Source organism: Bythopirellula superficialaquae, from assembly GCF_059632245.1.
Genome location: NZ_CP197426.1, coordinates 4535754 through 4559174, shown reverse-complemented (window position 1 = coordinate 4559174; position 23421 = coordinate 4535754). Strand labels below are relative to the sequence as shown.

The following is a 23421-nucleotide window of genomic DNA, read 5'->3' as shown; positions in this document are numbered from 1 at the left end:
TCATGTCGAACACTCAACCACACTCCACTGAAAAACTCGATCTGAGCCAATTGGCCGTGGATCGAGGTCCCAAGAAGACTATCGACGCGACGGCTCCCCGCCGGTCATGGCTCACGCGGTACGTCTTGCCAGGTGGCATTTTCGTGGCTTTCGTTTCGTTATTCGCCTGGGCTGCCCGTGACACGTTTTTGCCGGCGACTTCCGTTACTGTGACGCCCGTCGTCGTGAGTCGTGCGGAAATCAAACAAGCAGGGACATCTCTCTTTCAAGCGGCGGGCTGGATCGAGCCGCGACCAACGGCCGTCATCGCTTCGTCGCTCGCGCCTGGTGTCATCGAAGAACTCTTAGTCGTTGAAGGACAGACGGTGGAAAAAGGCGAGCCCGTCGCGCAATTGATTGCAGCCGATGCGACAATCGCACTTCGGGAAGCCCAGTCGACATTGCAGCTTCGCAAAGCGGAGCTGGAACGCGCTGAAGCGACTCTCGTCGCTGCCCAAGCCAACTTGGAACAACCTAGCCAGCTACAAGCTGACCACGCTGATGCGGAAGCGAAACTGGCAAACACGCGTTTGACGTTGAATAACTTGCCATTCCAGCTAGAAGCGGCCCGCGCTCGCCAACAGTTCGCCGCCGAGAATTTAGCGCGTAAAGAACAAGTTGGCGAAGCAGTGTCAGGCAAGGCCGTTCGCGAAGCCCGCGCTGAGTTGGCTGCTGCAAGCAGTGCTTTGAAAGAATTGGAGGCAAGAGAACCGACCCTTCAAGCGGAACTGGCGGCCCTAGTTCGCAAGGATGCTGCCCTGCATAAACGCCTTGAACTTATGACGAATGAACATCGAGCGGTGTCGGTCGCTAAGGCAGAAGTTGCCGCAGCCCAGGCTGTCGCCGACCAAGCGCGTTTGGCCGTCGAGACTGCTCAACTGAACTGCGATCGCATGACGGTGCGAGCACCAATGGCAGGCCGCATCCTCAGTTTGGAAGCTCGACCTGGGCAACGATTGAGCGGCAATAATCCGCTGGCCGAACAAGGGTCGAGTGCCGTTGTCAGCCTTTATGATCCGGCCAGTTTGCAGGTTCGCGTCGATGTCCGACTGGAAGATGTCCCCCAAGTCCAAGCTGGCCAAAAGGCGACGATTCAAACGGCATCATTACCAGACCCGATCACGGGCACCGTGCTCTCTGTCACGACGCGGGCCGACATCCAAAAAAACACGTTGCAAGTTAAGGTGGCCATCGACACTCCCCCCGAAGTGATCAAGCCTGAGATGTTGGCCAAGGTGACTTTTTTGGCACATGAGTCACCTATCACTGAATTGGCAGGCGGGCAACAGCCGCTGAGAGTATTTGCGCCTCAATCCTTAGTGGCCGGCGATGATGGTAGTCCCGCCGTGTGGGTCGCTGATTTATCGGCGCGTGTCGCGCGTTTGAAGCCGGTGGAGATCGGTCGCGGAGCCACCGACGGCGGGCTCGTCGAGGTGCTCGATGGTCTCACCCCTACAGACAAACTGATTGTTGGCGGTCGTGAATCACTAACCGATGGTGCGCGAATCCGGATTGCCGGCGAAGACACCACCATGCAGCTTAATTCTCCGAGTTCATCATTCGGACCCCCAGCGACGGATCGAACCGCCCAAGCGCCAACCGTCGAGAATTGAACATCACAAGGAACTGAAGATATGTCGCTCGTGGAAGTCATCAATGTGACAAAAGAATATGCCAATGGCGAAGAGACCATTCGGCCGCTCGACGGAGTAAGTCTCACCGTCGAGAAAGGGGATTATGTTTCACTGATGGGGGCGAGCGGTTCGGGGAAGAGCACGCTCTTGAATCTCATTGCCGGTATTGACCTCGCGACCTCTGGTGAGATCATCATCGCCGACACCGATATCACTCGGTTGTCACGAGGGAAGCTGGCCGACTGGCGTGCCGCGAACATTGGCTACATCTTCCAAACGCATAATCTGATCCCAGTCCTGACGGCCTATGAGAACGTCGAATTGCCCCTGGTGCTCTTGCCGATGTCCGCTGCCGAGCGCCACAAGCGTGTGCAAATCGCCTTGGAAGCAGTCGACCTGACTTCACGATCCCGTCACTATCCACGTCAAATGTCGGGTGGACAAGAACAACGTGTCGGCATCGCCCGAGCCATCGTGGCTAATCCCACGATTGTGGTTGCGGACGAACCAACAGGAAGCCTCGATGATGAAACCACCGAGCAAATCCTGGAATTGCTCGCACGAGTGAATCAGGAACTGGGCATGACACTGTTGATGGTGACTCACGACGCTGATGCCGGCGCGAGAGCTAAACGCCGCATTCGGCTTGAACGAGGCCGGCTCATTGAGAACGGTCAGGAAACATCCACCCGCACTTTAAGGACGGCATAACAATGTTTCCCTTCGCTCCTTATGTTGTGAAGAGTCTTTGGCGGCATCGTGCCCGTACGATTCTGACCGTCAGCGGTACGGCAGTCGCCCTATTGGTGTTTTGCTTTATCGGTTCCGTGCAGAAAGGTTTGCTGGCCTTGACTGAGGATCAGCAAGCCGGTCGCACGCTGATTGTGTTTCAAGAGAACCGCTTTTGCCCGCAGAGCAGCAAGTTGCCTCAGGATTACGCCTCAACGATTGCGAAGCTCCCGGGTGTGGCCGATGTCGTGCCCATTAAGGTGTTCACCAACAACTGCCGGGCCAGCCTTGATTCCATAGTATTTCAAGGCTTACCTGCCGACAAATTGAAGCAATGGCGAGAGCTGTCTCTGAAGAGCGGTGATTGGAGTTCTTTTGAGCGTCAAGATGACGCAGCCTTTGTCGGTCAGGCGGTGGCCGGTCGCCGAAGTCTTGCTGCCGGCGACAAATTCACCATCGGTGATGTCTCGGTCGTCGTGAAAGGAATCTTTGCATCTACGGTAGCGGCAGAAGACAACTTGGTCTTTACCCATCTCGATTTTTTGCAACGGACTCGCGGCACTAATGAAGCCGGCACGGTTACGCAGCTTGAAGTTCACTTAACCGACAATGCTGATCCCGAAGCAGTCGCTGCCAAGATCGACGCGGAATTTCACTCCGGTCCCGTGGCGACGACAACCCGAACTAAGGGAATGTTTCAAGCGGACACGGTCTCAGATCTTGCCGAGTTGATTGGATTTGTCCATTGGCTTGGTTATGCCTGCGTTGGCTTGGTCCTCTCTCTTGTGGCAACGACCACCGTGATGGCAGTCCAAGATCGCATCAAGGAACACGCCGTCCTTCAAACACTGGGAGTACGCCCCGGCAGAGTATTTCGATTGGTGATCGCCGAAAGCCTGTTACTGACGGTGATCGGCGGGGTGCTGGGAGTGGTGGGTAGCATGGCGTTTCTCTCCTCGACAGGTCTTTCGGTCGCAGCCGAAGGCGTGACGATTGCCTTCAGGCCATCGTGGGAGTTGGCCACTCAAGGAATTCTCATCGCCTTTGTGGTTGGATTGATCGCCGGACTCGCCCCTGGCTGGCAGGCGTCTCAGACGCAGATCGTGACCGCGTTGAGACACGGTTAGAAGTATTTCAGAAAATCAAGAAATTACAAAAGCATATTTCAATGTCTTCATCGTCGCACAACATGAACTCACAAACCGCAGCGGAAGACGTTCGTCTGCGGATTGCAGGGATGGATTGCGCCGAAGAAGTTGGCATCCTTAAGCGAGAACTCGTGCCGTTGGTGGTCGACCCGGAACGACTTCAATTCGATGTTCTCAATCGGAAATTGACAGTTCGACACGGAACTCCCCAAGTTTCAATCACGGAAGTCATCGATGCCATAAATCAAACTGGCATGACTGCCGAGTCGTGGGCGGATGAGGCCTCCCAGCGTCAGTCGAATCACGAGCACGCGAGCAGGTCACGAACGCTTCTCACGGCACTAGCGGGTGCATTAGGATTTGGCGGGTTGGCACTGCACGCCTGGCTAGCCGGTGGATTGGCTGATGCGCTCGGCTCCGAAGGCATGGGGCTCAATACTCCCGTTCCTATCCCGGCCATCATCCTCTATGTGGCGGGTATCGTGGCCGGCGTGTGGTATGTGGCGCCGCGTGCTTGGCATTCGGTGAAGCGTTTGACGCCGGACATGAATCTTTTGATGTTCATTGCCGTTTGTGGTGCCGCGCTCATTGGAGAGTGGTTTGAAGCGGTCACCGTTTCGTTTTTGTTTTCGGTCTCTCTCTTGTTGGAATCTTGGAGTGTCGGTCGTGCCCGCCGGGCAATAGCCGCACTCATGGATTTGACACCCGTCAAAGCACGAATTCGCAACGCCCAAGGAACTGAAGAAGAGGTTGCCCCAGCTGATGTCGCCGTTGGACAGGCTTTTTATGTTCGGCCCGGTGAAAAGATTCCCTTGGATGGCAAGATCAAGAGCGGATCGAGTAGCGTCAATCAAGCCCCGATTACGGGGGAAAGTGTTCCCGTTAATAAAGAACCCGGTGATGAAGTCTTTGCCGGAACAATAAACGGCGATGGGGCCTTGGAAGTCGCCTGTAGCAAGCCTGCCAGCGACACAACCTTGGCCCGCATCATCCATCTTGTCGAGGAAGCACAAGCCAACCGTGCCCCTTCGGAACAGTGGGTGGAAAAATTCGCCCGTTACTATACGCCGGCCGTTATGGTCCTGGCTCTGCTCGTGTTGGCTGTACCTCCGCTACTGTTTGACGCTGACTGGAGCGGCTCGCTCTATCGCGCATTGGTCTTGCTGGTCATCGCTTGCCCTTGCGCATTAGTTATCTCAACACCGGTCACTATAGTTGCGGCGTTGACCGCAGCAGCACGTAACGGCGTACTTGTGAAAGGCGGTGTCTTCATGGAAGCTCCCGCCCACCTTAAGGCCATCGCCATGGACAAGACGGGGACGCTCACAGAAGGTAAGCCTTCTGTGAACAAGATCGTGCCCTTGAACGATCATAGTGTGGAGGAATTGCTCATCCGTGCAGCATCGCTTGAAGCACGAAGCGATCACCCACTAGCACGAGCCATCGTTGCCGCCGCTACCGAGCGGAAGCTCGAATTGATTCTTGTGGAGGATTTTCAAATCATCCAAGGCAAGGGGGCCCAAGGTAGGCTCAACGGGAAGCTCTACTGGCTAGGGTCCCACCGCTACTTGGAAGAGCGAAAACAAGAGACCAGCGAGGTCCACGATCAACTGCAAGTGATGCAAGGAGCAGGAAATTCTGTCGTTGTGGTTGGTAACGACTCTCACGTTTGCGGATTCATTACTTTGGTCGATAAAGTTCGTCCCGCAGCAAAGGCAACATTGGATGAGCTTCACAAATTGGGCATCCAGCACGTTGTCATGCTCACAGGTGATAACGAGGGAACTGCCCGAGCGATAGCGAAGGAAGTCGGCATCGACGAAGTTCACGCCGAGTTGCTTCCCGAAGACAAGGTGCGACGTGTCGGCTTCCTAGTTGAGAAATACAAGAACGTGGCCATGATTGGAGACGGCGTCAATGATGCTCCGGCACTGGGCAGGGCATCAGTAGGCTTCGCCATGGGAGCCGCAGGGAGCGATGCCGCCATTGAAACGGCGGACATTGCTTTGATGGCAGATAATCTGGCGAAAGTACCATGGCTCATTGGGCACTCACGAAGGGCACTCCGAATTATTCATCAGAACATCGGCTGCTCATTAGCGGTGAAAGCAGTTTTCGTGGTGCTCACCATGGCCGGATACGCTTCGCTGTGGGCAGCGATCACTGCTGACATGGGAGCTTCATTTGTCGTGATCGCAAACGGCTTGCGTTTGCTCCGCACACAAACCTAGTGAGTTCGATACTTTAATAGGAGAGTCAAGGATGACTCGCAATTGCAAATACCTAATCTGGTTCGTGGTCTTGCTCGCTGGGTGTACTTCCGTGTCCAAAGGCCCCGTACCCACGCCACTTAAAGCCGTAACCTCTGCTGAGCGTGAGAAGGTTGAGCAAACTGCTTACACTGACATCGTGCCTGAAATCACTCAGCCTCCTTCAGTCCTTGTTGACCAGGAAGCTGAATTGATCGAACCGCCTGAGGCCGAGCCGAGCACAGAGGATGGCCTACGACTGGAAGTTTTGGAGCAACTTGCACTAGGAAACAATCCAGCCGTGGGACAAGCAGCGGCGAAAGTCCGCGCGCTCAGAGGCAAATATGTCCAGGTGGGGCTGCCTCCCAACCCTTCTGTCGGATACGTCGCCAGTGAGATTGGCAACGAAGGGCGGGCCGGACAACAAGGGGCATTCGCCGGCCAAGATTTTATCACCGGCGGAAAACTGGATAAGAATCGAGCCATCGTCGCGGCCGAGATCGACAAGGCGGAGCAGACGCTCGCCGCCACCCGAACACGTGTCACGACGGACGTTCGCACCAATTTCTATCGCGCGATGGTTGCTCAGCGAAGGGTCGAGTTGGCCACGTCCTTGGTGAAACTCATTGGTGAAGCCGTGAAAGCTTCAGAGGAACTGTTAGAGGCAGAAGAAATTACCCGAGCAGGGCTTTTGCAGGTGGAAGTCGAGTTGCAAACGTCTGAGATTGTCTTACGGAATGCCGAGAATGAACTCTCGGCAGCTTGGCAACAACTTTCTGCCGTGGTGGGAGACATGGAGATGCCACCGCAAAAGCTGGTCGGTGATCCAACCATGTTACCAACAGAACTGGATTGGGATGAAACTTTGGCACGGATCACCATGCTGAGCCCTGAAATGGCGGTAGCAATGGCTGACTTATCGCGTTCTCGACGGACCCTCAGTCGCGCTAATGCGGAACCAGTGCCAGACATCAACACTCAATTCATGGTTCAGTATGACAATAGCACTGAAGACACAATCGGCGGCATCCAGGTGGGAATCCCAATACCGCTTTGGAATAAAAATCAAGGAGGGATTCGCCAAGCCCAATCGGAAATCTCCGCCGCTTCGCAGAACATCGACCGAGTGGCACTCGATCTGAAGAACCGGCTCGCGGCAACTTTCCGTGACTACGCAAATGCTCACTCCCAGGCTGACACATACTCCACCAAAATACTTCCCCGTGCACAACAAACATTTGACTTGGTGCGGCTCGGGTACTCTCAAGGCGAAGTTGGTTACCTAGACTTACTCACAGCCCAACGGACTTACACCCAGACAAACCTGGCATACCTTGATTCGCTCAATTCACTCTGGGAAAGCCACATCAAGATTGATGGATTGCTTCTGTCGGACAGCTTGGCATTGCCTCCAGAGTAATTAAGGCGGCCAACAACCAAGGAACACAATTGTCTTGGTCTAGGTGCTTAGTGCCCAAAAAAATCAGCGGTTGTATTGCCTAGAAAGGAGTTTAGAGAATGAGAACGATCAGCAAAATCGCAGTAGGTACGATGGGTTTGATTCTTGTGGCGGGTTGTCGTGGAACAAAACCTTCCACCTCGGCCTTGTCCGGCCTAGAGTCACAAGCTCTATCGAATGTTTCCGCAAGATCGGAAACGGCAACGGCCCAACCCGTTGAAGCGAATCTTGCAGGCTATCTACCAAACAAAAACGAAATTGACGAACCGGTAGACGACTATCCAACGCAGTCAACTTCATCGAGAGGTTTCGGCAATTCATCGCGTGCCAGTGGAGGCTCGTCTGGCTGTCAGGGAGGTTGCTGTCGTTAGAAGCGACACGGGGATACTACAGCAAACCTGGAAATCTGTGATGGTCAAGGCAAAGCTGGAGGAGGGGTACTGACTGCACGAGACACTGGCGGTGGAGCGACTTCGCTAGAAGCAGGAGAAGGCGCTTCTTCCATGGATGGACTGTGTGGCTGTATACCGACATCGTACATCAGATGGTGTAACAAGGACTCCATCACTTCGATTTTGGTCATCAAACCGGATTGACCAACTTGTCGTTGATGCCGGCGGTTCCAACTCACAACCTCACTCTGCACATGATGAAACAAAGGATCGAGATCCTGAACCAAGCGAACAAGCTCCGCTCGATCGCCACTCTGAGAAAGCGTTTGAATTGACTTGGATAAGTCGAGAATTTGATATGCTTCGCCATATATGTCGGCAAAGCCCAGATTGTGTTGATAGTTGTAGTGCATATCAAGACAGAGATCATTGGCGAGCAGGCTCAAGCGACCCGTGAGGTCATCGACATGCGCGTAGCTCCCAAATTCGATTGCGGTGGGTCTGCTAGCAACATAAACATTCGAGCCAGTGACAAACGTGCGAGGTTGGTAGTAGTACAACCCGGAATCTACCCAATAGCTGCCATGGTGGTGGTGGCTGATGTGCGGAATTAAGTAATGGTGCCCCAAATGGATATCAACGTGGCCGAACCCGTGGCCATGCCCACCATAGTGTCCATGTCCGCCGTAGTGACCGTGAAAGCTCCCATGGCCATGTCCTCCATGCCCATGACCTCCACTGTGACCGCCATGGCCGTGACCATGTTGTGCCCAAGCGCTGGGAGATTGCCAGCACAGCATGAGTCCATACATTACCAACCAGCGCCTGTTCATTCGCTTTCTCCTTTTACTATGAGTATCGACTGGAATGAACAAAGGCACGAAACGGAATCTGTTAATTGCAGCTCACGCATGCCGATGAGGATCGGTAGTGAGAGGTGAGCTTGAACGTGTCATTCAAATTGGACTAAAAATGGGGGTCCCAGTGACCGCTGGAATGCACGTCATAGTGCTGAGGCACATAATCAAAATGGTTGTAGTGGCGTTGATAGCCGCCCTGATGGTAGTCGAGGTGAGTCGTGTCGTGCCAATCGTTGTGTCCATGCGATCGATATCCGCCGCCGTACGCACTGCCATATCCGCCAGCCCAGTTGTTTCCTCCGCCGTAGTATCCATGCGAATTACCGATATCGACATGCACGCGACGGGTCTGGAAATGAAAGCCTTGGGCATCGGCATCTTGAGCAATCGCACCGAAACTTAAAAGTGCGACAAACGCCGTTAACGAAATCAAAATCCTTTTCATCTCAACTACTCCCCTCAAAGAACCAACCATTCTGGGCCAAGCAATAGACTCCAGTGAGTCGAAATCTTATGATGGCGAATCCCATACCGTCAGCTAGCTGAGGATGCAGTAAGTACTTTTGGGAAAGAGACTTAAAGAATTAACTCGGCAATGCCGAGCAACCAACAGCACTATGGCAGGTGAGGTCAAATTGACCCGAAGCGGATCAATTTGAGTGCATTCCAGGTCACCTAACTTGAGGGCTAGATCACTATCAAACGACAGATATAGAGTTAGCGAAGCTTGGCATTCCAAGTGCGGGTCAGAGAAAACTGCTGTAGACCCGGCGGACAGTCGAGGGAATACTTTGGCATTGCGTTTACCGATTACAAAGGGCCGTATGAGCCGATTGATTGCCACTCTGATCTCTGCCAACGTGCTGGCACATGCCTTACTGGGATGTTGTTCGCATACAGTGCATTTTGCTGCCTGTCACGAACCTGCCTCAACGACGAGTGATCACAGTGCGCATGAGGCATCAAACAGTCATCATCATCACAGCCACGATGGAGCACCACCTTGTGATCATGCTCCGGGTGAGGACCACGATTGTCGGCACTCCCAGTGCCAGTGGTTAGCTTCCACGGTCGGCGTCAACCTTGAATTTGCGTCGCCATTTCATTGCAGCTCAGTTCTGGATGATGACAATTCAATCCCACTTGCCGCCGTTGTGACGCAGAGTTTGTCATCAGCCGCGGAATCTCCACCCCCGCTACCGGTGCGCTCGCATTTAGCGCTCGGCATTCTCTTAATCTGATGACGGTGGTTCTTCACCGTTTTACCGAGCCTCGGGCAAATTAGTGCCCTTGCTCACGACACCCGCGCAGTTGGTCTGCGTAGTGTGCTCCTTGCATCAGCTTTCCTCATTCCTCGTAACATGCCTGTAATCGCGGCATGCTTCGAGGGGAACTCACTCGCATGTCTAAAACCACGCCTTTAAAACCCAAAAACTACAAACCTCTAGTAGTTGGAATAGGTCTCCTATGTTTCGCTGTGCTGGCTGGGATAACTCGCGATAAATGGTTGCCGTTGGTTCTAGGCGCGAAAGATGATTCCGCACACTTATCAGCGACTTCGGCTGTTGAAGATCCTCACGCGCACGAGGTTGCACAAGAGGACGAGCACAATCACGATCATGCCGGCCACGATGAAGCGACTTCGATTGAGCTGAGCGCCAACGGTCTCAAGAACATTGGCTTCAAACCCTTCGAAATCACGATAAGCAACTTTGAAAAGAAACTAACCTTGCCAGCGATTGTGGCCGAGCGTCCGGGACGAAGCCGCATCCACATTACGGCGTCTATCACCGGTGTTGTCACAGAGATATTTGCAGTCGAGGGACAAGCCGTGGAGGAGGATAGTCCGCTATTCGAGCTGCGCATCACCAATGAAGATGTTGTCACCGCCCAACGTGATTTTCTTCGCACGTCAGAGAATCTCAACGTGGTTAATCGAGAGTTGGCCAGACTCAACGCTCTTCCCGAAGGTGTCATTCCGGGCAAAAGAATTCTCGATCAAGAGTATGAAAAGCAGAAGTTAGAAGCTTCACTCCTGGCCGAGCAACAAGCTTTGGTCGTCCACGGACTTAGCGAGGAGCAAGTCAAAAACATCCTTGACACTCGTCAATTGCTTCGCGCTATCACGATCTCTGCACCCGATCACACACACGAGGACGACGGCTGTGAAGGAGAGCACCTTTTTCATGTCCAGTCTTTGCCTGTGTCACAAGGCGAACAAGTCGCCACAGGTCAAGAACTTGCTGTACTCGCAGACCATTGCGAACTCTTTGTCGAAGGACGTGCGTTTGAAGATGATGCAGCGAGAGTTCGCGAAGCAGCCAGAGAGGGTTGGAATGTTGAAGGAGTGCTCTTAGTGGGCGATAAGCAAAAGGAAGTCGTTAATGGTCTGAAGCTCTTATATTTGGCGGACCATATCGACCCCGAATCGCGTGCTTTTCGTTTCTATCTACGTCTTCCCAATGAAATTGTCCTTGACCAGCAACCCTTTCCCGGTCGGCGATTTATTGAGTGGCGCTTTAAACCTGGGCAACGCATGGAACTTCGCGTTCCCGTGGAGACTTGGGAAAAGCAACTCGTTCTGCCCGTTGAAGCGATTGTCGATGAAGGTGCCGAAGCTTATGTCTATCGGCAAAACGGTGACCATTTTGATCGCGTGTCAGTCCACATCGAGCATCGTGATCGCGACAAGGTCGTTGTCGCTAACAATGGCTCGCTATTTCCCGGTGACATTATTGCGGGAGAAGGTGCCTATCAAATGCACCTGGCACTCAAGAATAAGGCCGGTGGTGGAGTAGATCCCCATGCCGGCCACAATCACTAATTTGCCGAGAAAGGAAGCCCGGCAATGCTAAACGCCGTCATACGTTTTTCGTTACAGAATCGCCTGCTCATTATCGCCATTTCCATATTCCTCGTGGTGTATGGTGGCTGGCACGCTACGCAGTTGCCCATCGATGTTTTCCCCGACCTCAATCGACCTCGCGTCGTTATTATGACCGAAGCGCTCGGGATGGCCCCTGAAGAGGTAGAGACGTTGATCACGTTTCCCCTTGAAACTGCCCTGAATGGAGCGACCGGCGTGCAAGACGTGCGGAGTTCGTCGGGAGTGGGGCTATCCGTGGTCTATGTCGAATTTGACTGGGGAACCGACATCTTCAATGATCGCCAAATTGTTAACGAACGCTTGGCACTTGTCGCCGATCAACTTCCCGAAGGTATTAAGCCGCAGTTGGCTCCAATTTCGTCGATCATGGGCCAGATTCATATCGTCGGCATGTATAGCGAGGGTGGCAAAACAGATCCCATGCAACTTCGGACACTGGCGGACTGGGTGGTGCGCCAAAGGCTGCTCACAATCCCCGGTGTTTCCCAAGTGGTTGTGATGGGAGGAGAGCGCAAGCAATTCCAGGTATTGGTCGATCCCAATGAATTGCTACGTTTTGGCGTCACCTTGCAAGAGGTGAAGACGGCCCTCCGTGAAAGCAATCAGAATACCGCTGGCGGATATCTTGATGAGCAAGGTCCCAACGAATTCCTTGTCAGAGCACTGGGGCGGATCAAAACGATTGAGGAAATCGGCAGAGTTGTTGTGGTCCATCGTGATGGACAATCAGTCACCTTGTCGCAAGTCGCTCGAATTCTGGAGGGGCCCCAAGTTAAGCGGGGAGATAGCGCGGCTTATAACCGCTCAGAGGACGGCACGTTTGACGGTGGTCCTGCGGTCGTCCTGACGATCAATAAGCAACCCAAATCCGATACGCGGCAGGTAACACAAGCTGTCGTCGCTGCTCTGGAAGAACTCAAGCCGTCTTTGCCTGCTGATATTAGAATTCTGCCAGAACTCTATCAACAAGAGACGTTCATCGATTTGGCAATCGAGAATGTTATGGAGGCCTTGCGAGACGGTGCCATACTAGTCGTGATTATCTTGTTTCTGTTTCTCTGGAATCTCCGTACCACGTTCATCACTTTGACCGCGATTCCGCTTTCGATTGTGATGACAACACTTATTTTTGCCGCCTTCGGGTTATCGATCAACACGATGACACTCGGCGGGTTGGCCGTCGCTATCGGCGAACTCGTGGACGACGCGATTGTCGACGTAGAAAACATCTTCCGGCGTTTGAGAGAAAACAGGCATAGCCGCAATCCTAAGCATCCACTGCAAGTCGTTTTTCAGGCCAGCGTCGAAGTTCGTAATTCCATTGTGTTTAGCACAATGATCGTAGTGCTGGTGTTTGTCCCGTTGTTTGCTCTCTCGGGAATGGAAGGTCGACTGTTCACGCCATTGGGAGTCGCTTACATCGTCTCGATTCTGGCATCACTGCTCGTTTCTTTGACAGTGACTCCCGTACTTTCCTATTGGCTTCTCGGAAACTCGAAACTTGTAGAGCACGAAAAAGATAGCTTTGTCCTACGCGGCTTGAAGTGGCTCGCGGCGAGAGTGATTCGGTTCAGCTTAAGTGTCCCCAAACTGATTCTACTAGTCACGGTTGCGATGGTCGTTATCTCGATGCTGGCCTTGCTGCGGCTCGACCGGGATTTCCTGCCGCCTTTCAACGAAGGTGCCATCCAAGTCAACGTATTGCTGCCACCAGGAAGTTCCCTGGAAAAATCGAACGAAGTATCGGGCCAAGTCGAAAAGCGACTTCAAGAAATTGGCGATATCACGGCGTTCGTTCGCAAGACCGGACGCGCGGAGCTTGACGAACATGCCGAGGGAGTGAATGTCACGGAGATTATCGCCACAATCTCTCCCCAAACCGAACGCTCTCGCGAAGAAGTTATCGAGGAAATCAGCGAGGCCCTGGCAGACATTCCGGGGATAGTCACCGCCGTCGAGCAACCGTTAGCACACTTGATTTCACATATGCTTTCTGGTGTGAAAGCGCAGGTGGCGATCAAGCTTTACGGCGACGATCTCGATGTTCTCCGACGGCAAGCGCAGACGATGCAGGCAGCGATTGCCGGGATTGAAGGAGTGCGTGATTTGCAAGTCGAACAGCAAGTCATTATTCCGCAGCTGCGTATTGAAGCCGATGGCTACAAACTGGAACAGTTTGGCCTGCGACGAAACGATATCAATGATTTCGTTGAAACAGCCATGCAAGGAGAAATTGTCTCGCAGGTTCTCGATGGTCAAAGAACATTCGACTTACTTGTGCGACTCGATGAAGAGTACCGCGAAGACATCGAGGCCCTCAAGCGATTAGTCCTAGAAACCCCCTCGGGGGGCTCAGTCAAACTTGAGGATGTTGCTCGAATTTACAAAGCAGGCGGACCCAACACGGTAAGCCGCGAGCAGGTTCGCCGCCGAATTGTGGTGCAGTGCAATGTTCGTGACCGTGGGCTTGTCGACGTGGTTGAAGAAATCAAGCAACGCTTGGCACCGATTGAGGCCAAATTGCCCGTCGGATATTTCCTGGAATACAGCGGACAATTCGAGAGTCAGCAGTCGGCATCACGAACCATTGCTTTACTATTTCTGGCATCGCTGGTGGGCATCTTCCTGGTGCTATTCACGATGTTTCACTCGGTCAATCTGTCACTGCAAGTCATGGCCGCGCTGCCGATGGCATTCATCGGGGCCGTAGCAGCCCTTGTGATTACTCAGCAGACTTTGACAGTCGCTGCAATGGTCGGGTTTATTGCCCTAGTCGGCGTGGCTTCTCGGAACGGAATCCTCTTGTTGAATCACTATTTGCACCTAGTGAAATACGAAGGTGAAGGCTGGACAAAAGAAATGATTGTCCGCGGCGGGCTGGAGCGACTAGCCCCCGTGCTGATGACGGCACTTACCGCCGGCATCGCGCTGATTCCGTTAACTCTTTCAGCAGGGGAACCGGGAAAAGAAATCTTGTATCCCGTTGCGACAGTGATCGTCGGTGGTCTCATTAGCTCAACACTGCTCGATTTCTTTGTTCACCCCGCTTTGTTCTGGACGATGGGCCTGGGATCAGCGCGCCGCGTGGTAGAAGCAGAGGAGCAGCATATCTCGCTCGTGGATAAGGAGACGTTCGCATACCCAACAAACTAACAATCACTCGGGATAACTTTTAAGTTGAAATTTATGAAAGGAATCGAACATGCAAAAAGCAAACTTTTACCGTTACAGCAGCCAACGCCCTCAAGAGCGTTTCCGTCGGCACGAACGCCGTCTCAGATTTATATTGATTTACCTAGTCGCCGGACTAGCTGCGATCGCCGCGCTTCGAATAAACACAAGAGCCTTCGGGCAAGAACCTCATACAGAGTCGACAATCGCCTATCGTCTACCTGAAAATAAGACGTTGCACTTTGATGAACTGCAAAAGGCCAGCGAGCACCTAGAGGCGGTTAAGAAGTTGGGTTGTGAGGTCGCTCCTGCCGGGCATGATGGGCATAACGATGTTACTTATCGCTGTCCGAAATGGAAGTCTCTGACGGTTGCGACTGATGAACTCGCGCATCAGTGGGAAGAATGGTTTGAGGCGGCCGGATTTGAAACTTTGCATGGACATTCCGAGGAGGACCATGCTGAGCATGAAGAAAATCACGCCGAGGAACATCCCCACGCCCTCAGCGAAGCAGAGCACGACCCAGAACATGAAGGTCATGCCGAGGAGCATGCCCACGGCGAAGAACATGAAGAAGTCGAGTTTCGTCTAGTAAATTGGGTGAATTTGCCACCTCAAGACGGAATTGACTCTCAGGAACTCATTGCGATTGTCAAAGCACTCGGCTGTGAAGTGCAAGAGTCTCAGCAAGGCGGCGAGCCGATACTCACTGTTCGCTGTTCGGAATGGAAGCACTTAGAGCTGCCTTCCCATGAGGCTGCCGAATTATGGCAGCAATGGCTCACCAAAGCCGGTTTTGAGACCAAACACGAAGATTAAATGACGCGGCTTTGTCCGAGCGTTTTACGTAAATCAATCTGCTTTCATTCCAACCGGAGTTCAAAAATGAACCATTATCTTTTTTCTAATACGTTGCTCTTATTAATCACAACTGTTGTAGCCGGACTTGTCGGGTGCGGTGAGGCTCCAACGAAAAAATCTGCCCCCTCTCAAAACACCGTGACCGCAGGTCCACCCGCTACAGTCGAGACGGGACACGACCATGACCACCCCGCTGAGGGTCCCCATGGAGGCAGTCTCATTGAGCTTGGAAGTGAGGAATACCACGCCGAGTTGGTGCATGATGACGCGGCCGAAACGGTCACTATCTATCTACTTGACTCAGCCGCCAAGGAACTTGTGCCTATCGAGGCAACTGAACTCAAAGTCAATTTGAGTCATGAGGGACAAGCAGAGCAGTTTGCCTTAGTTGCTAGTCCACAGGAATCTGACACTGCTGGTAAGGCATCACGTTTCGTTTCGACGGACGCAGAAGTCTGTGAAGAATTGTGCCACGAACACGCTAAGGGACAGCTAGTTGTGGCGATTAACGGTAAGCAGTATCGGGGCGACATCCAGCATGATCATGAAGGTCACGAGCATGAGAGTCACGAACATGGAAGTGAAGAGACGCCCTAGCTGGCCGATCTAACCTATTACCTAGTTCGTCGAATTTAGTAGAAGCTTCCTGCGAATGTTCGGAGCACCATTCATGATGTATTGTTCAACGAAGTGGTGGATGCCGTATTGGGTAATTATGTTCTGCGTAGTCTATGTTGACCACGCGCGATGCCAATCACCAGCAACTTTACGGCAATCTAATGAGAATCGGCCTGAGTTGAGCGAAGGATTTCGACGTTCGGTTGAAGCAGTCCTGCCGGCTGTAGTCACGGTCGAGGTGCAACGAGGACCGCGAAATCTTCCGCCATGGCGGAATGGGAATGAATCGGCTCACTCAGGACATCCTCATGACCCAAGCGAGCAGACAACAGATTTTGCACATGATGGTTCAGGTTCCGGGATTATTATCGACCGGCGTGGCTATGTTCTCACATGCAATCACGTTGTCGAGTCTGCGGACCATGTTTTTGTCCGGCTTGCTGATGGACGACGTTTCGAGTCGATTAAAATCTTGGCCGATCCAGTGATCGACTTAGCCATCATACATATTGCGAGTCCAGACACTTTACCAGAAGCTCCACTGGGCAATTCCGACGAACTACATATCGGCGACTGGGTTGCATCGATTGGGAATCCCTATGAATTGGGACTGTCGATTAGTGCTGGGATTATAAGCGCAACGGATCGTCATCTGCCGACATCACCACGAACTCATTTGCTGCAAACTGATGCGGCTTCAAATCCAGGAAATTCGGGAGGCGCCTTAGTTAACTTGCAGGGGCAAGTCGTAGGCATCAGCGAAGGAGGCTATGGCAGCCACGAAGGATTTCAGGGGATCGGATTTGCGATACCAATCAACGCAGCCCTGAAAACTGCTAAGGAGCTTATTAACAAAGGCGCGGTTACTCATGTCCGCCTAGACTTTGATACGGAACCCTTGGAAAGAAAAGTGGCTGACTATCTAGGCCTCAAACCCGATGACGGGCTCTTAGTTTGCTCCGTGGTGCCGGACAGTCCGGCGGAGAAGGCAGGCATTGATGTCGGTGATGTCGTTACGAATATCTGCAACACGCCAATTCACAAAAGTTGTGATGTTGTGACTGCCATCGAGAAAGCAATGCCCGGCCAACTGCTACCAATCATACTCAATCGGGCTGGAGAAACTATTTCGGTAAAACTATCTCCTGAAACTTTTGAAATTCGCACCGGTGAACAAGTAACAACGGATATTGCTAATCAAAAGTCCGCTCTGAACGATTTGCAATACGGCCTTACAGTCGACGAAAGATCGGCAGTCGAAATCAACGAACTTGGTTTCGACCATCACTCGCAAGGGGTTGTTGTTACCAACGTATCACCACATAGCAAGGCGGCTAAAGAAGGTGTATGTGCCGGCATGATCGTCTTGCGTGTTGGCAGTAAGACAGTACTGAGCACCAAAGACTTTGAAGAGGCGATGAAGGCGAATAACAACGCAAAGCGAGTTTTGATTTTGGTCGCTACTCCACAGCAACAGCATTTTGTACTACTGCAAAAATAGCGCAAACCACCCTGTACTAGGCGAAGCCATGAGCGTTGTAGAAACACATGCCGGCGAAGTCCCTGAAGTTTTAGCAATTACTGACGACTGGCAAATCAGCCTTTGATGCATACAAAGAAGCTCGTGGAGAAGCAGGCTACACTGAGCTGAAAAGAATGTTGCGTGCTCTCAAGCTATTCTGTGTGAGTGTTTATCCTTGGCGTTGACTCCTCAGTAATGATGTTAGTCGTGCGTGCAGTGCAACATCATTTTCGTTGAACAGCTCGCTGTAAGCATGGCTAGCTGCTCAGTTATGGATCTTTACTAAGTTTTGTCCTGCGGGGCCCTCAAGCGAGGCACATACGCAATAGGGAAGGTGAAAACTAATTGTCGACAGCTGAAAAGACCGTGAGAATGTCAAAATATGCTTGCCGTAGATTCGGGCTGGTTACAAATGCCTTGTATCAATCACTATCAATTAACTTTTAAATCATTATACGTTCAATTTCATCGAGCGTAATTTCATCGCTCGTCCGATCGTAGAGTTTTGTTGTCCTGGGCGATTCATGCGCGGCAATCGCTTGGGCATTTTCAATAGTGCCGCCATTTTCCAGATAGGCGGTGATTCCGGTCGCTCGGAAAGAATGACAGGAAGTCTTGCTTGAAAGCCCGGCGGCGGCTGCACGACGCTTCACCATGCGAAGCGCATCGTTGCGAGTGAGTCCTCGCTCGGTCAGTCGCCCATTTCGGTCCATGGTGCGGAAGAGGGGAGACCTCTTCTGCTCATTAATCCCAACGGCTTTGAGATAGGCATCAAGATACTCGTCGGCGTTGTGATGGGCAGGGACTTCGTGTCGCTTGCCACCTTTTTCATGGAGCCTAAGCCACCACCGCTTCCCCTCGGCGTAAAAATCCTCAACCTTCATTGTGACTGCTGCACTAACGCGAGCGAATGAATAAACCATTACACCGATTAAAGCACGGTCTCTTAGCCCGATTGCAGTCGATGTGTCAATCGAGTCGAGCAGTTTGCGAGCCTCGTCGGCAGTAAGAACAGGGGTCTTGCCGCGCTTTACGACATGCTTTGGACCACGAACAGAAGTTGATGGATTACTTGGAACAACTTGCCCGGTGACTAACCAATCAAAGAGCATGCGAATAGCGGCGAGATGCTGCTTGACTGTCGGCGGTGAGTCGCCGTGCTGCTCGATGTAGGTTGCGATGATGACTGGTTGAATCCGATCCAGCTTCGTGACGCCGCGTGCCTGGCACCAATCAAAGAACTGCTTGATGGCTTGAGCGTAGGCAAGCCGCGTGTTCTTGTTGCGAATGGTGACGGCAAAGAACTCAAGGAAGCGGCGAATGCCTGAGTCACCAGAGGATTGAATCGCTGACGGCAGGGAAACTAGTCCGATGCGAGTCAGTTCTTTTTGAGAGTATGCGACAAGTTCTTTTGCCATTCAGTCCGTACTTTGTCAGCCTCATTTGCAATGCACAAACAGCGGTTGAACTAGAGTCCCTACCGATCCGTTGGTGCATCATAACGTCCTTTATGATGCACTAAGTTAGGAGTAGGGAGCAACTAAAATCGAGCGCAATAGAATGGCTATTCTAATCTGACCAAGGAGCCCGTTCCTTTCCGACGGGCAAGCGGAGTGTGAAGTAACCTTAGGACGCGTTTTTAACATCGGGCTCAAAGTGCACTTCTTCATCGTCGAAATCGAACGATGCATCGCACTCCAAGCACTCAGCCACATTCCACGGGTCGCTGCGGTCAGTTCCAACAGAATCTGCGGGAAGCTCGACAACAGCACCGCACTGCGGACACTGCACAAAAAACATCAAAACACCTCCTTGCGGCTGGCGCCGCAGCAAGAAGCCTGATTAACCACGCACACAAAAGAGAGATCCGGTGGCGCCAACCATCAAAGGAACCTCTCTCTGTGTAGAGCGTCGCTGGTTCTTATTCAGAACTGCGCTCGCTGCTTTCCTGGGCCTGCTCATAGATCCAAGTGTGGGCAAGATCTGCCACCTTTTGAACCAAGTGCAAGTCATCGCGACCAAAGCTGTCGCTTATCTTCCACGTATCTGCATCGCGGTAGATCTTCTGGAAGGTCACGTTGTGGCGAACGCCTTGGGACGTTTCATTTTCCCAGATTGCTGCCTTAACCCGACCAAAACGAATCTCATGCACGGGACGTTTGACCGCAGGAGCGGTCGCTTGAGCTGTAGCCATAGGGCTATCTCCTTTCCAAGAAACAGAAGCAAAGTCATACTCCGTTCGGACACAAATCCGCTCGGGCACTTTGCCAGAAACAAAAGACCGTGAAATGGCGCCACCAGTCTCTCGCTCGCGCGGCGATGTGTCGCGTCAGCGAGGACAGATGGTTGAGCTTCTACCCCTATTCGTCGGGCTCCTCAGAGGAACCAATACAAACGTTATGGGTAAGACGATATGAATGTGACTTATCGATGACGATATTTATGACGTGACATGCTTGAGGTGAAGAAAAACGGCGGTCTGCCCCCGCAGGGACAGACCAACCGCACTACCACACGCTAAATCCACCGCAGTTTCGCAGGAACTCGATGAACTCAGTGATCTCGTCCCGTCTGACCGAATATGGTGATCTACTCAAGCCGGCCGCATCGGCTTTGAGTTCTACGCAATTCACCAATGTTCCATCGGACGTAATTCGCAGAGCGGACGCGGTTTCCTCCAACCTGTATTCAGCACGCGATTCGGCGTGAAGCCACTGCTCCAACCGATCGGCGATCTTCGTACAGGTGGATTGGTCCTGTGGCCCAGCCCCATCGTTAAAGGCCATTGCCGCAAGCAATTCCGCACTGAGAAAATCACTGCACAGCTCCTTCATTCGCTCCCATAACGGTCGCCATTGCCAGATTGACGCCCGAAAGTAGTGCCCAGCATCTCCCGCTGGATCAATTCCAAATACATCCATGCCCATAAGCATTCCTCCCATTAAATCATCAGCGTCGCAGAATCGAAGGGAGACGCTGATGGTTAATTTCCCCTCTTCCACGCCACTTCCGTCGCGTCGAAGAAAGGTCATCTCAGGGAGAAGGACATACATTTGAAAGGCGATGGCAGGCCCATGATAAGGCCTGCCCATCGGTACTACATCTCATCGGGATAGCCGATCGTGACCACGGGCTCGCCGTTGTCACCTGGACCAATGTCTGCCGTCAGGCGAATCAGACGTGGGGCTTGATTGTCGTTTCGGACATAGAGCTGCACGCCGACTCTCGACTCTTTCCTGTCGACATCACGGAAGGCTTGGGACGCCATCCATAGGACATCAAACAACCGGCCTGTCTCATCCTGGCAATGCACACCATTGGGAACACGCACGCATGTTTCAAAAACGGCATGCGTCAAAGCCACTGGCGCGCGAAATCCGGCATTTGCGGCCAAGTCTGCATCGACGGCTATCAGAACTCCATCGTCTAGTGCTTCGGCTCTTGAATAGCTGTCAATAATTGGCCAAGATTCCGGTCCAGCATTTTCCTCCTTTCTGTCAGTGGGTTTATTAGTGGTAGTAGTCATCGCATTTCCTCCATGATTGCGGTCTTTTTACGTTGGGTAATGCCTCATGCACACTCAACGCTGTGGTGCGACCGCAGTTGCTCCACAGAATATATTCGTGCTGCCTAGCTCCTTGAGCAGAAGCGACACGAGACATCCAAGAATGAAGTTGCTTGAAAGCGAAACTAACGAATCCTACTTAACATTATCAGGTGTCTAAAATGACAAGTGTGTGACATTTGAGGCGTTTGAACTTATCGGCCCTTTCCATGGCGGAGTGATTTGCTCAGTTGACTTGCAGGTGGCATGGCAGCGTGGGCACTTAGCTGTTGCAAGCCGACAAAACCACTTAGCATTGCAGTCGATGCAAACAAAGTACCACCGCAGATCATTGCTTTTGTCTGACGGCGCGCATGGCGTTTTCAATGGTTCGGTGGAGGTAGGTTTCATTGCCGCAAAATTTTGAGTAGTTTGACACCATGGAAGCAACTTCATCTTGGGAACAGCCAAGTTCCAAAAGCTTAGTGACGACAAAGTAGTCACGCTTTGAACGATCGATGGAATCTTTTGTAAGCAGTCGCACCAGTCCTCGCACTCGGCGCATATCACGGTTGGCAGAATAATACATTCCCTTCGGTGGCCAATCGCTAGTGCCTTCTTCGCCCTGCCCTTCTCGGTGACCGTCTGCAGCAAAGTGCTGGAACTCTGACAACTCATAAGCACGATCAGGATGGATTTCGGCCAGTTTGCAGATCGAAGGTTGTATGCCATTTCGAAAGTTGCGAACATTATTGAATCCTGGCAACCGCATCAAACGTGAAACGTCCTGCACAGAATCCGACGTAAGCTCGCGATACATTCCTCGAAGAATCGATTCGAATTGGAACTGAGTCGCCTGTGAATTCATGACAACGGGTTGGCTGAGTCGCCAGTAGAGATGTACTCCTCGTCCTGAGTCGACGATGAGCGACGGCGATGGAAGCATTCTCCAGCGTTGATCGTCATCTGGCCTGGCGTCATCTAAGTCCGCCCATAGAGTTCGACAGATCGCGACATCTGCTTTTGTACTGCCGCGACTACTTCTTGGATTAACTCCGTAGAAGATGTTTGCTCCGAGCTGATTCTTTTGGTGAAGAGTAGGATACGACGCAACCAATGAGTCAGCTTGTAACCACAAACGTTCCACAACTTCTGAACGATGTTTACCGGATTCGGTCCATGTTTCAATCAGCCGAAGTTCGACCAGATCTTCTGGGAGAAAGAGCGTGCCCACGAATTCTCTTACCTCCGGTGCCAGACTCGAATCAGCTTGTGAAATAGGATTCATAGGTCGATCCTGCCTGCTTCTCCTGTGCTAGTCAAAACATCGCATTTGCCAGACAAAAGGCCAGCACTACAAGAAAGGCTAGCAGCATGAAGCCAAGAAAGTTGATTGTCTCGAAAAAGCCCCAGCAAATACTCCAGCGGACGTAATACAAGACAACGGCTACATGAGTGCCGTATCGCTGTTGGTGGAGGTAGAGCCGGGGATCATTTGCTTCAACCATTTGATACCACTTTCGAAATAGTGGCCGATAAAGGAATCTCAGCTGTCCACCTGCGGGCATTTCGATTTCAAGCAGGTTGGGGTCATGGATCCTGCGCACGGCAATCAGATTTGCCCCAAAGCGATGGCGATGAATCGGTGTGCCGTAAGCAAACCATGCGGGCCCGAGGCGGACTCCTCCATTGGGATAGAACACCATGTCACCAAAGGTCTGGTAGGCACCCTCTTCAACGCTGGTCAGGGGATGTCTGAGATATATGATCTGTTTGGTCATAAAGAAGTTCCTTGTTTACGATCCTTTCATGTGATAGCGATGTGCCATGGATGAGAACGAACGAATGTCGCGCTCTAGTTCCTACTTTGTGCATGTCAAAGATTGCTTGGTTGCGTCGGCAGTGATGGCGGCGGTGTATTTTGCAACTGGAGACACGGGTCTGGTGGTGTTGGTGTTTGGATTTTCTGTGGGCGTAGTAGTTTTCCTGTTGCTGCTTGAGGCGTACTCTCATTTTGACTTTGAGGATGACGATTTCTGGCGGTAAACCCGCGCGGGGCGAGGGACCTAAAGATAGGTCCCTACGCCCTTTGCAGCGTCAAGTAGCAGGCGCACTGTCTTAACGGCCCACCACGGACGAGTCGCACAAAGTACTGCAAAGAATCCCAGCAACATGATGATCATGCTGCGAAAGGCAATTTCATTGAGTAGCTTTTCAACTTCCCGTCTTCGGTGGGTCTTTCTTGTTCTCCGTTCCATATAAGTTCCTCCTTGATTGGCTTTCGCTATGCTCGTGGCCGCAGCCCTT

At 52.3% G+C, this 23421-nt stretch carries 19 protein-coding genes; 11 read left to right on the top strand and 8 right to left on the bottom strand.

What is annotated here, in order from left to right:
- Positions 1 to 2: 2 nt before the first annotated feature.
- From SH678x_RS18855 to SH678x_RS18835, 5 genes are read left to right on the top strand one after another with little or no spacing between them, the layout of a single operon-like run.
- Positions 3 to 1652, top strand: a complete 1650-nt coding sequence (locus SH678x_RS18855; protein ID WP_496920001.1) for an efflux RND transporter periplasmic adaptor subunit — start codon at positions 3 to 5, stop codon at positions 1650 to 1652.
- Between the two features lie 21 nt (positions 1653 to 1673).
- Positions 1674 to 2384, top strand: a complete 711-nt coding sequence (locus tag SH678x_RS18850) for an ABC transporter ATP-binding protein (protein ID WP_496920000.1) — start codon at positions 1674 to 1676, stop codon at positions 2382 to 2384.
- 2 nt (positions 2385 to 2386) lie between these two features.
- A complete protein-coding gene (locus SH678x_RS18845; protein ID WP_496919999.1) occupies positions 2387 to 3529 on the top strand; it encodes an ABC transporter permease in 1143 nt (380 codons plus the stop codon).
- A 41-nt stretch (positions 3530 to 3570) separates the two neighbouring features.
- Positions 3571 to 5781 (top strand): heavy metal translocating P-type ATPase, encoded by a 2211-nt coding sequence (locus tag SH678x_RS18840; RefSeq protein ID WP_496919998.1) that lies wholly within the window; start codon positions 3571 to 3573, stop codon positions 5779 to 5781.
- Positions 5782 to 5812: 31 nt separating this feature from the next.
- Positions 5813 to 7219 (top strand): TolC family protein, encoded by a 1407-nt coding sequence (locus SH678x_RS18835; protein WP_496919997.1) that lies wholly within the window; start codon positions 5813 to 5815, stop codon positions 7217 to 7219.
- A 454-nt stretch (positions 7220 to 7673) separates the two neighbouring features.
- On the opposite strand, the gene SH678x_RS18830 is transcribed toward SH678x_RS18835, so the two are convergent.
- Together SH678x_RS18830 and SH678x_RS18825 are read right to left on the bottom strand one after the other, a co-directional pair.
- Positions 7674 to 8483, bottom strand: a complete 810-nt coding sequence (locus SH678x_RS18830; protein ID WP_496919996.1) for a hypothetical protein — start codon at positions 8481 to 8483, stop codon at positions 7674 to 7676.
- Between the two features lie 133 nt (positions 8484 to 8616).
- Positions 8617 to 8955, bottom strand: a complete 339-nt coding sequence (locus tag SH678x_RS18825; RefSeq protein WP_496919995.1) for a hypothetical protein — start codon at positions 8953 to 8955, stop codon at positions 8617 to 8619.
- 1062 nt (positions 8956 to 10017) lie between these two features.
- Here SH678x_RS18825 and SH678x_RS18820 point away from each other — a divergent pair.
- The 5 genes from SH678x_RS18820 to SH678x_RS18800 all read left to right on the top strand — a co-directional run bounded on the left by SH678x_RS18820 (position 10018) and on the right by SH678x_RS18800 (position 17549).
- Positions 10018 to 11334 carry an efflux RND transporter periplasmic adaptor subunit gene (locus SH678x_RS18820; RefSeq protein WP_496919994.1) on the top strand — a complete coding sequence of 439 codons (1317 nt, stop codon included), beginning with the start codon at positions 10018 to 10020 and terminating at the stop codon, positions 11332 to 11334.
- A 24-nt stretch (positions 11335 to 11358) separates the two neighbouring features.
- Positions 11359 to 14550, top strand: a complete 3192-nt coding sequence (locus tag SH678x_RS18815; RefSeq protein WP_496919993.1) for an efflux RND transporter permease subunit — start codon at positions 11359 to 11361, stop codon at positions 14548 to 14550.
- A gap of 49 nt (positions 14551 to 14599) precedes the next feature.
- A complete protein-coding gene (locus SH678x_RS18810) occupies positions 14600 to 15388 on the top strand; it encodes a hypothetical protein (RefSeq protein ID WP_496919992.1) in 789 nt (262 codons plus the stop codon).
- Between the two features lie 180 nt (positions 15389 to 15568).
- The gene (locus SH678x_RS18805) at positions 15569 to 16027 is read left to right on the top strand and encodes a hypothetical protein (RefSeq protein WP_496919991.1); all 459 of its coding nucleotides are present in this window, start codon (positions 15569 to 15571) and stop codon (positions 16025 to 16027) included.
- Between the two features lie 199 nt (positions 16028 to 16226).
- Positions 16227 to 17549, top strand: coding sequence for a trypsin-like peptidase domain-containing protein (locus SH678x_RS18800; RefSeq protein WP_496919990.1), 1323 nt, complete (start codon positions 16227 to 16229; stop codon positions 17547 to 17549).
- A gap of 464 nt (positions 17550 to 18013) precedes the next feature.
- Here SH678x_RS18800 and SH678x_RS18795 read toward each other — a convergent pair whose 3' ends face one another.
- The 6 genes from SH678x_RS18795 to SH678x_RS18770 form a co-directional block, all read right to left on the bottom strand.
- A complete protein-coding gene (locus SH678x_RS18795; protein WP_496919989.1) occupies positions 18014 to 18988 on the bottom strand; it encodes a tyrosine-type recombinase/integrase in 975 nt (324 codons plus the stop codon).
- 503 nt (positions 18989 to 19491) lie between these two features.
- On the bottom strand, positions 19492 to 19764 hold the full coding sequence (locus SH678x_RS18790; protein ID WP_496919988.1) for a hypothetical protein: 273 nt from the start codon (positions 19762 to 19764) through the stop codon (positions 19492 to 19494).
- Between the two features lie 313 nt (positions 19765 to 20077).
- Positions 20078 to 20662: a hypothetical protein gene (locus tag SH678x_RS18785; RefSeq protein WP_496919987.1), complete on the bottom strand. Its 585-nt coding sequence runs from the start codon at positions 20660 to 20662 to the stop codon at positions 20078 to 20080.
- Positions 20663 to 20667: 5 nt separating this feature from the next.
- Positions 20668 to 21096, bottom strand: coding sequence for a DUF6573 family protein (locus SH678x_RS18780; RefSeq protein WP_496919986.1), 429 nt, complete (start codon positions 21094 to 21096; stop codon positions 20668 to 20670).
- Positions 21097 to 21463: 367 nt separating this feature from the next.
- Positions 21464 to 22402, bottom strand: coding sequence for a hypothetical protein (locus SH678x_RS18775; RefSeq protein ID WP_496919985.1), 939 nt, complete (start codon positions 22400 to 22402; stop codon positions 21464 to 21466).
- 31 nt (positions 22403 to 22433) lie between these two features.
- Entirely contained in the window at positions 22434 to 22895 is a 462-nt protein-coding gene (locus SH678x_RS18770; protein ID WP_496919984.1) for a hypothetical protein, read from the bottom strand.
- Positions 22896 to 22941: 46 nt separating this feature from the next.
- Between SH678x_RS18770 and SH678x_RS18765 the strand changes: the two genes are divergently transcribed.
- On the top strand, positions 22942 to 23160 hold the full coding sequence (locus tag SH678x_RS18765) for a hypothetical protein (protein WP_496919983.1): 219 nt from the start codon (positions 22942 to 22944) through the stop codon (positions 23158 to 23160).
- Positions 23161 to 23421 lie beyond the last annotated feature (261 nt).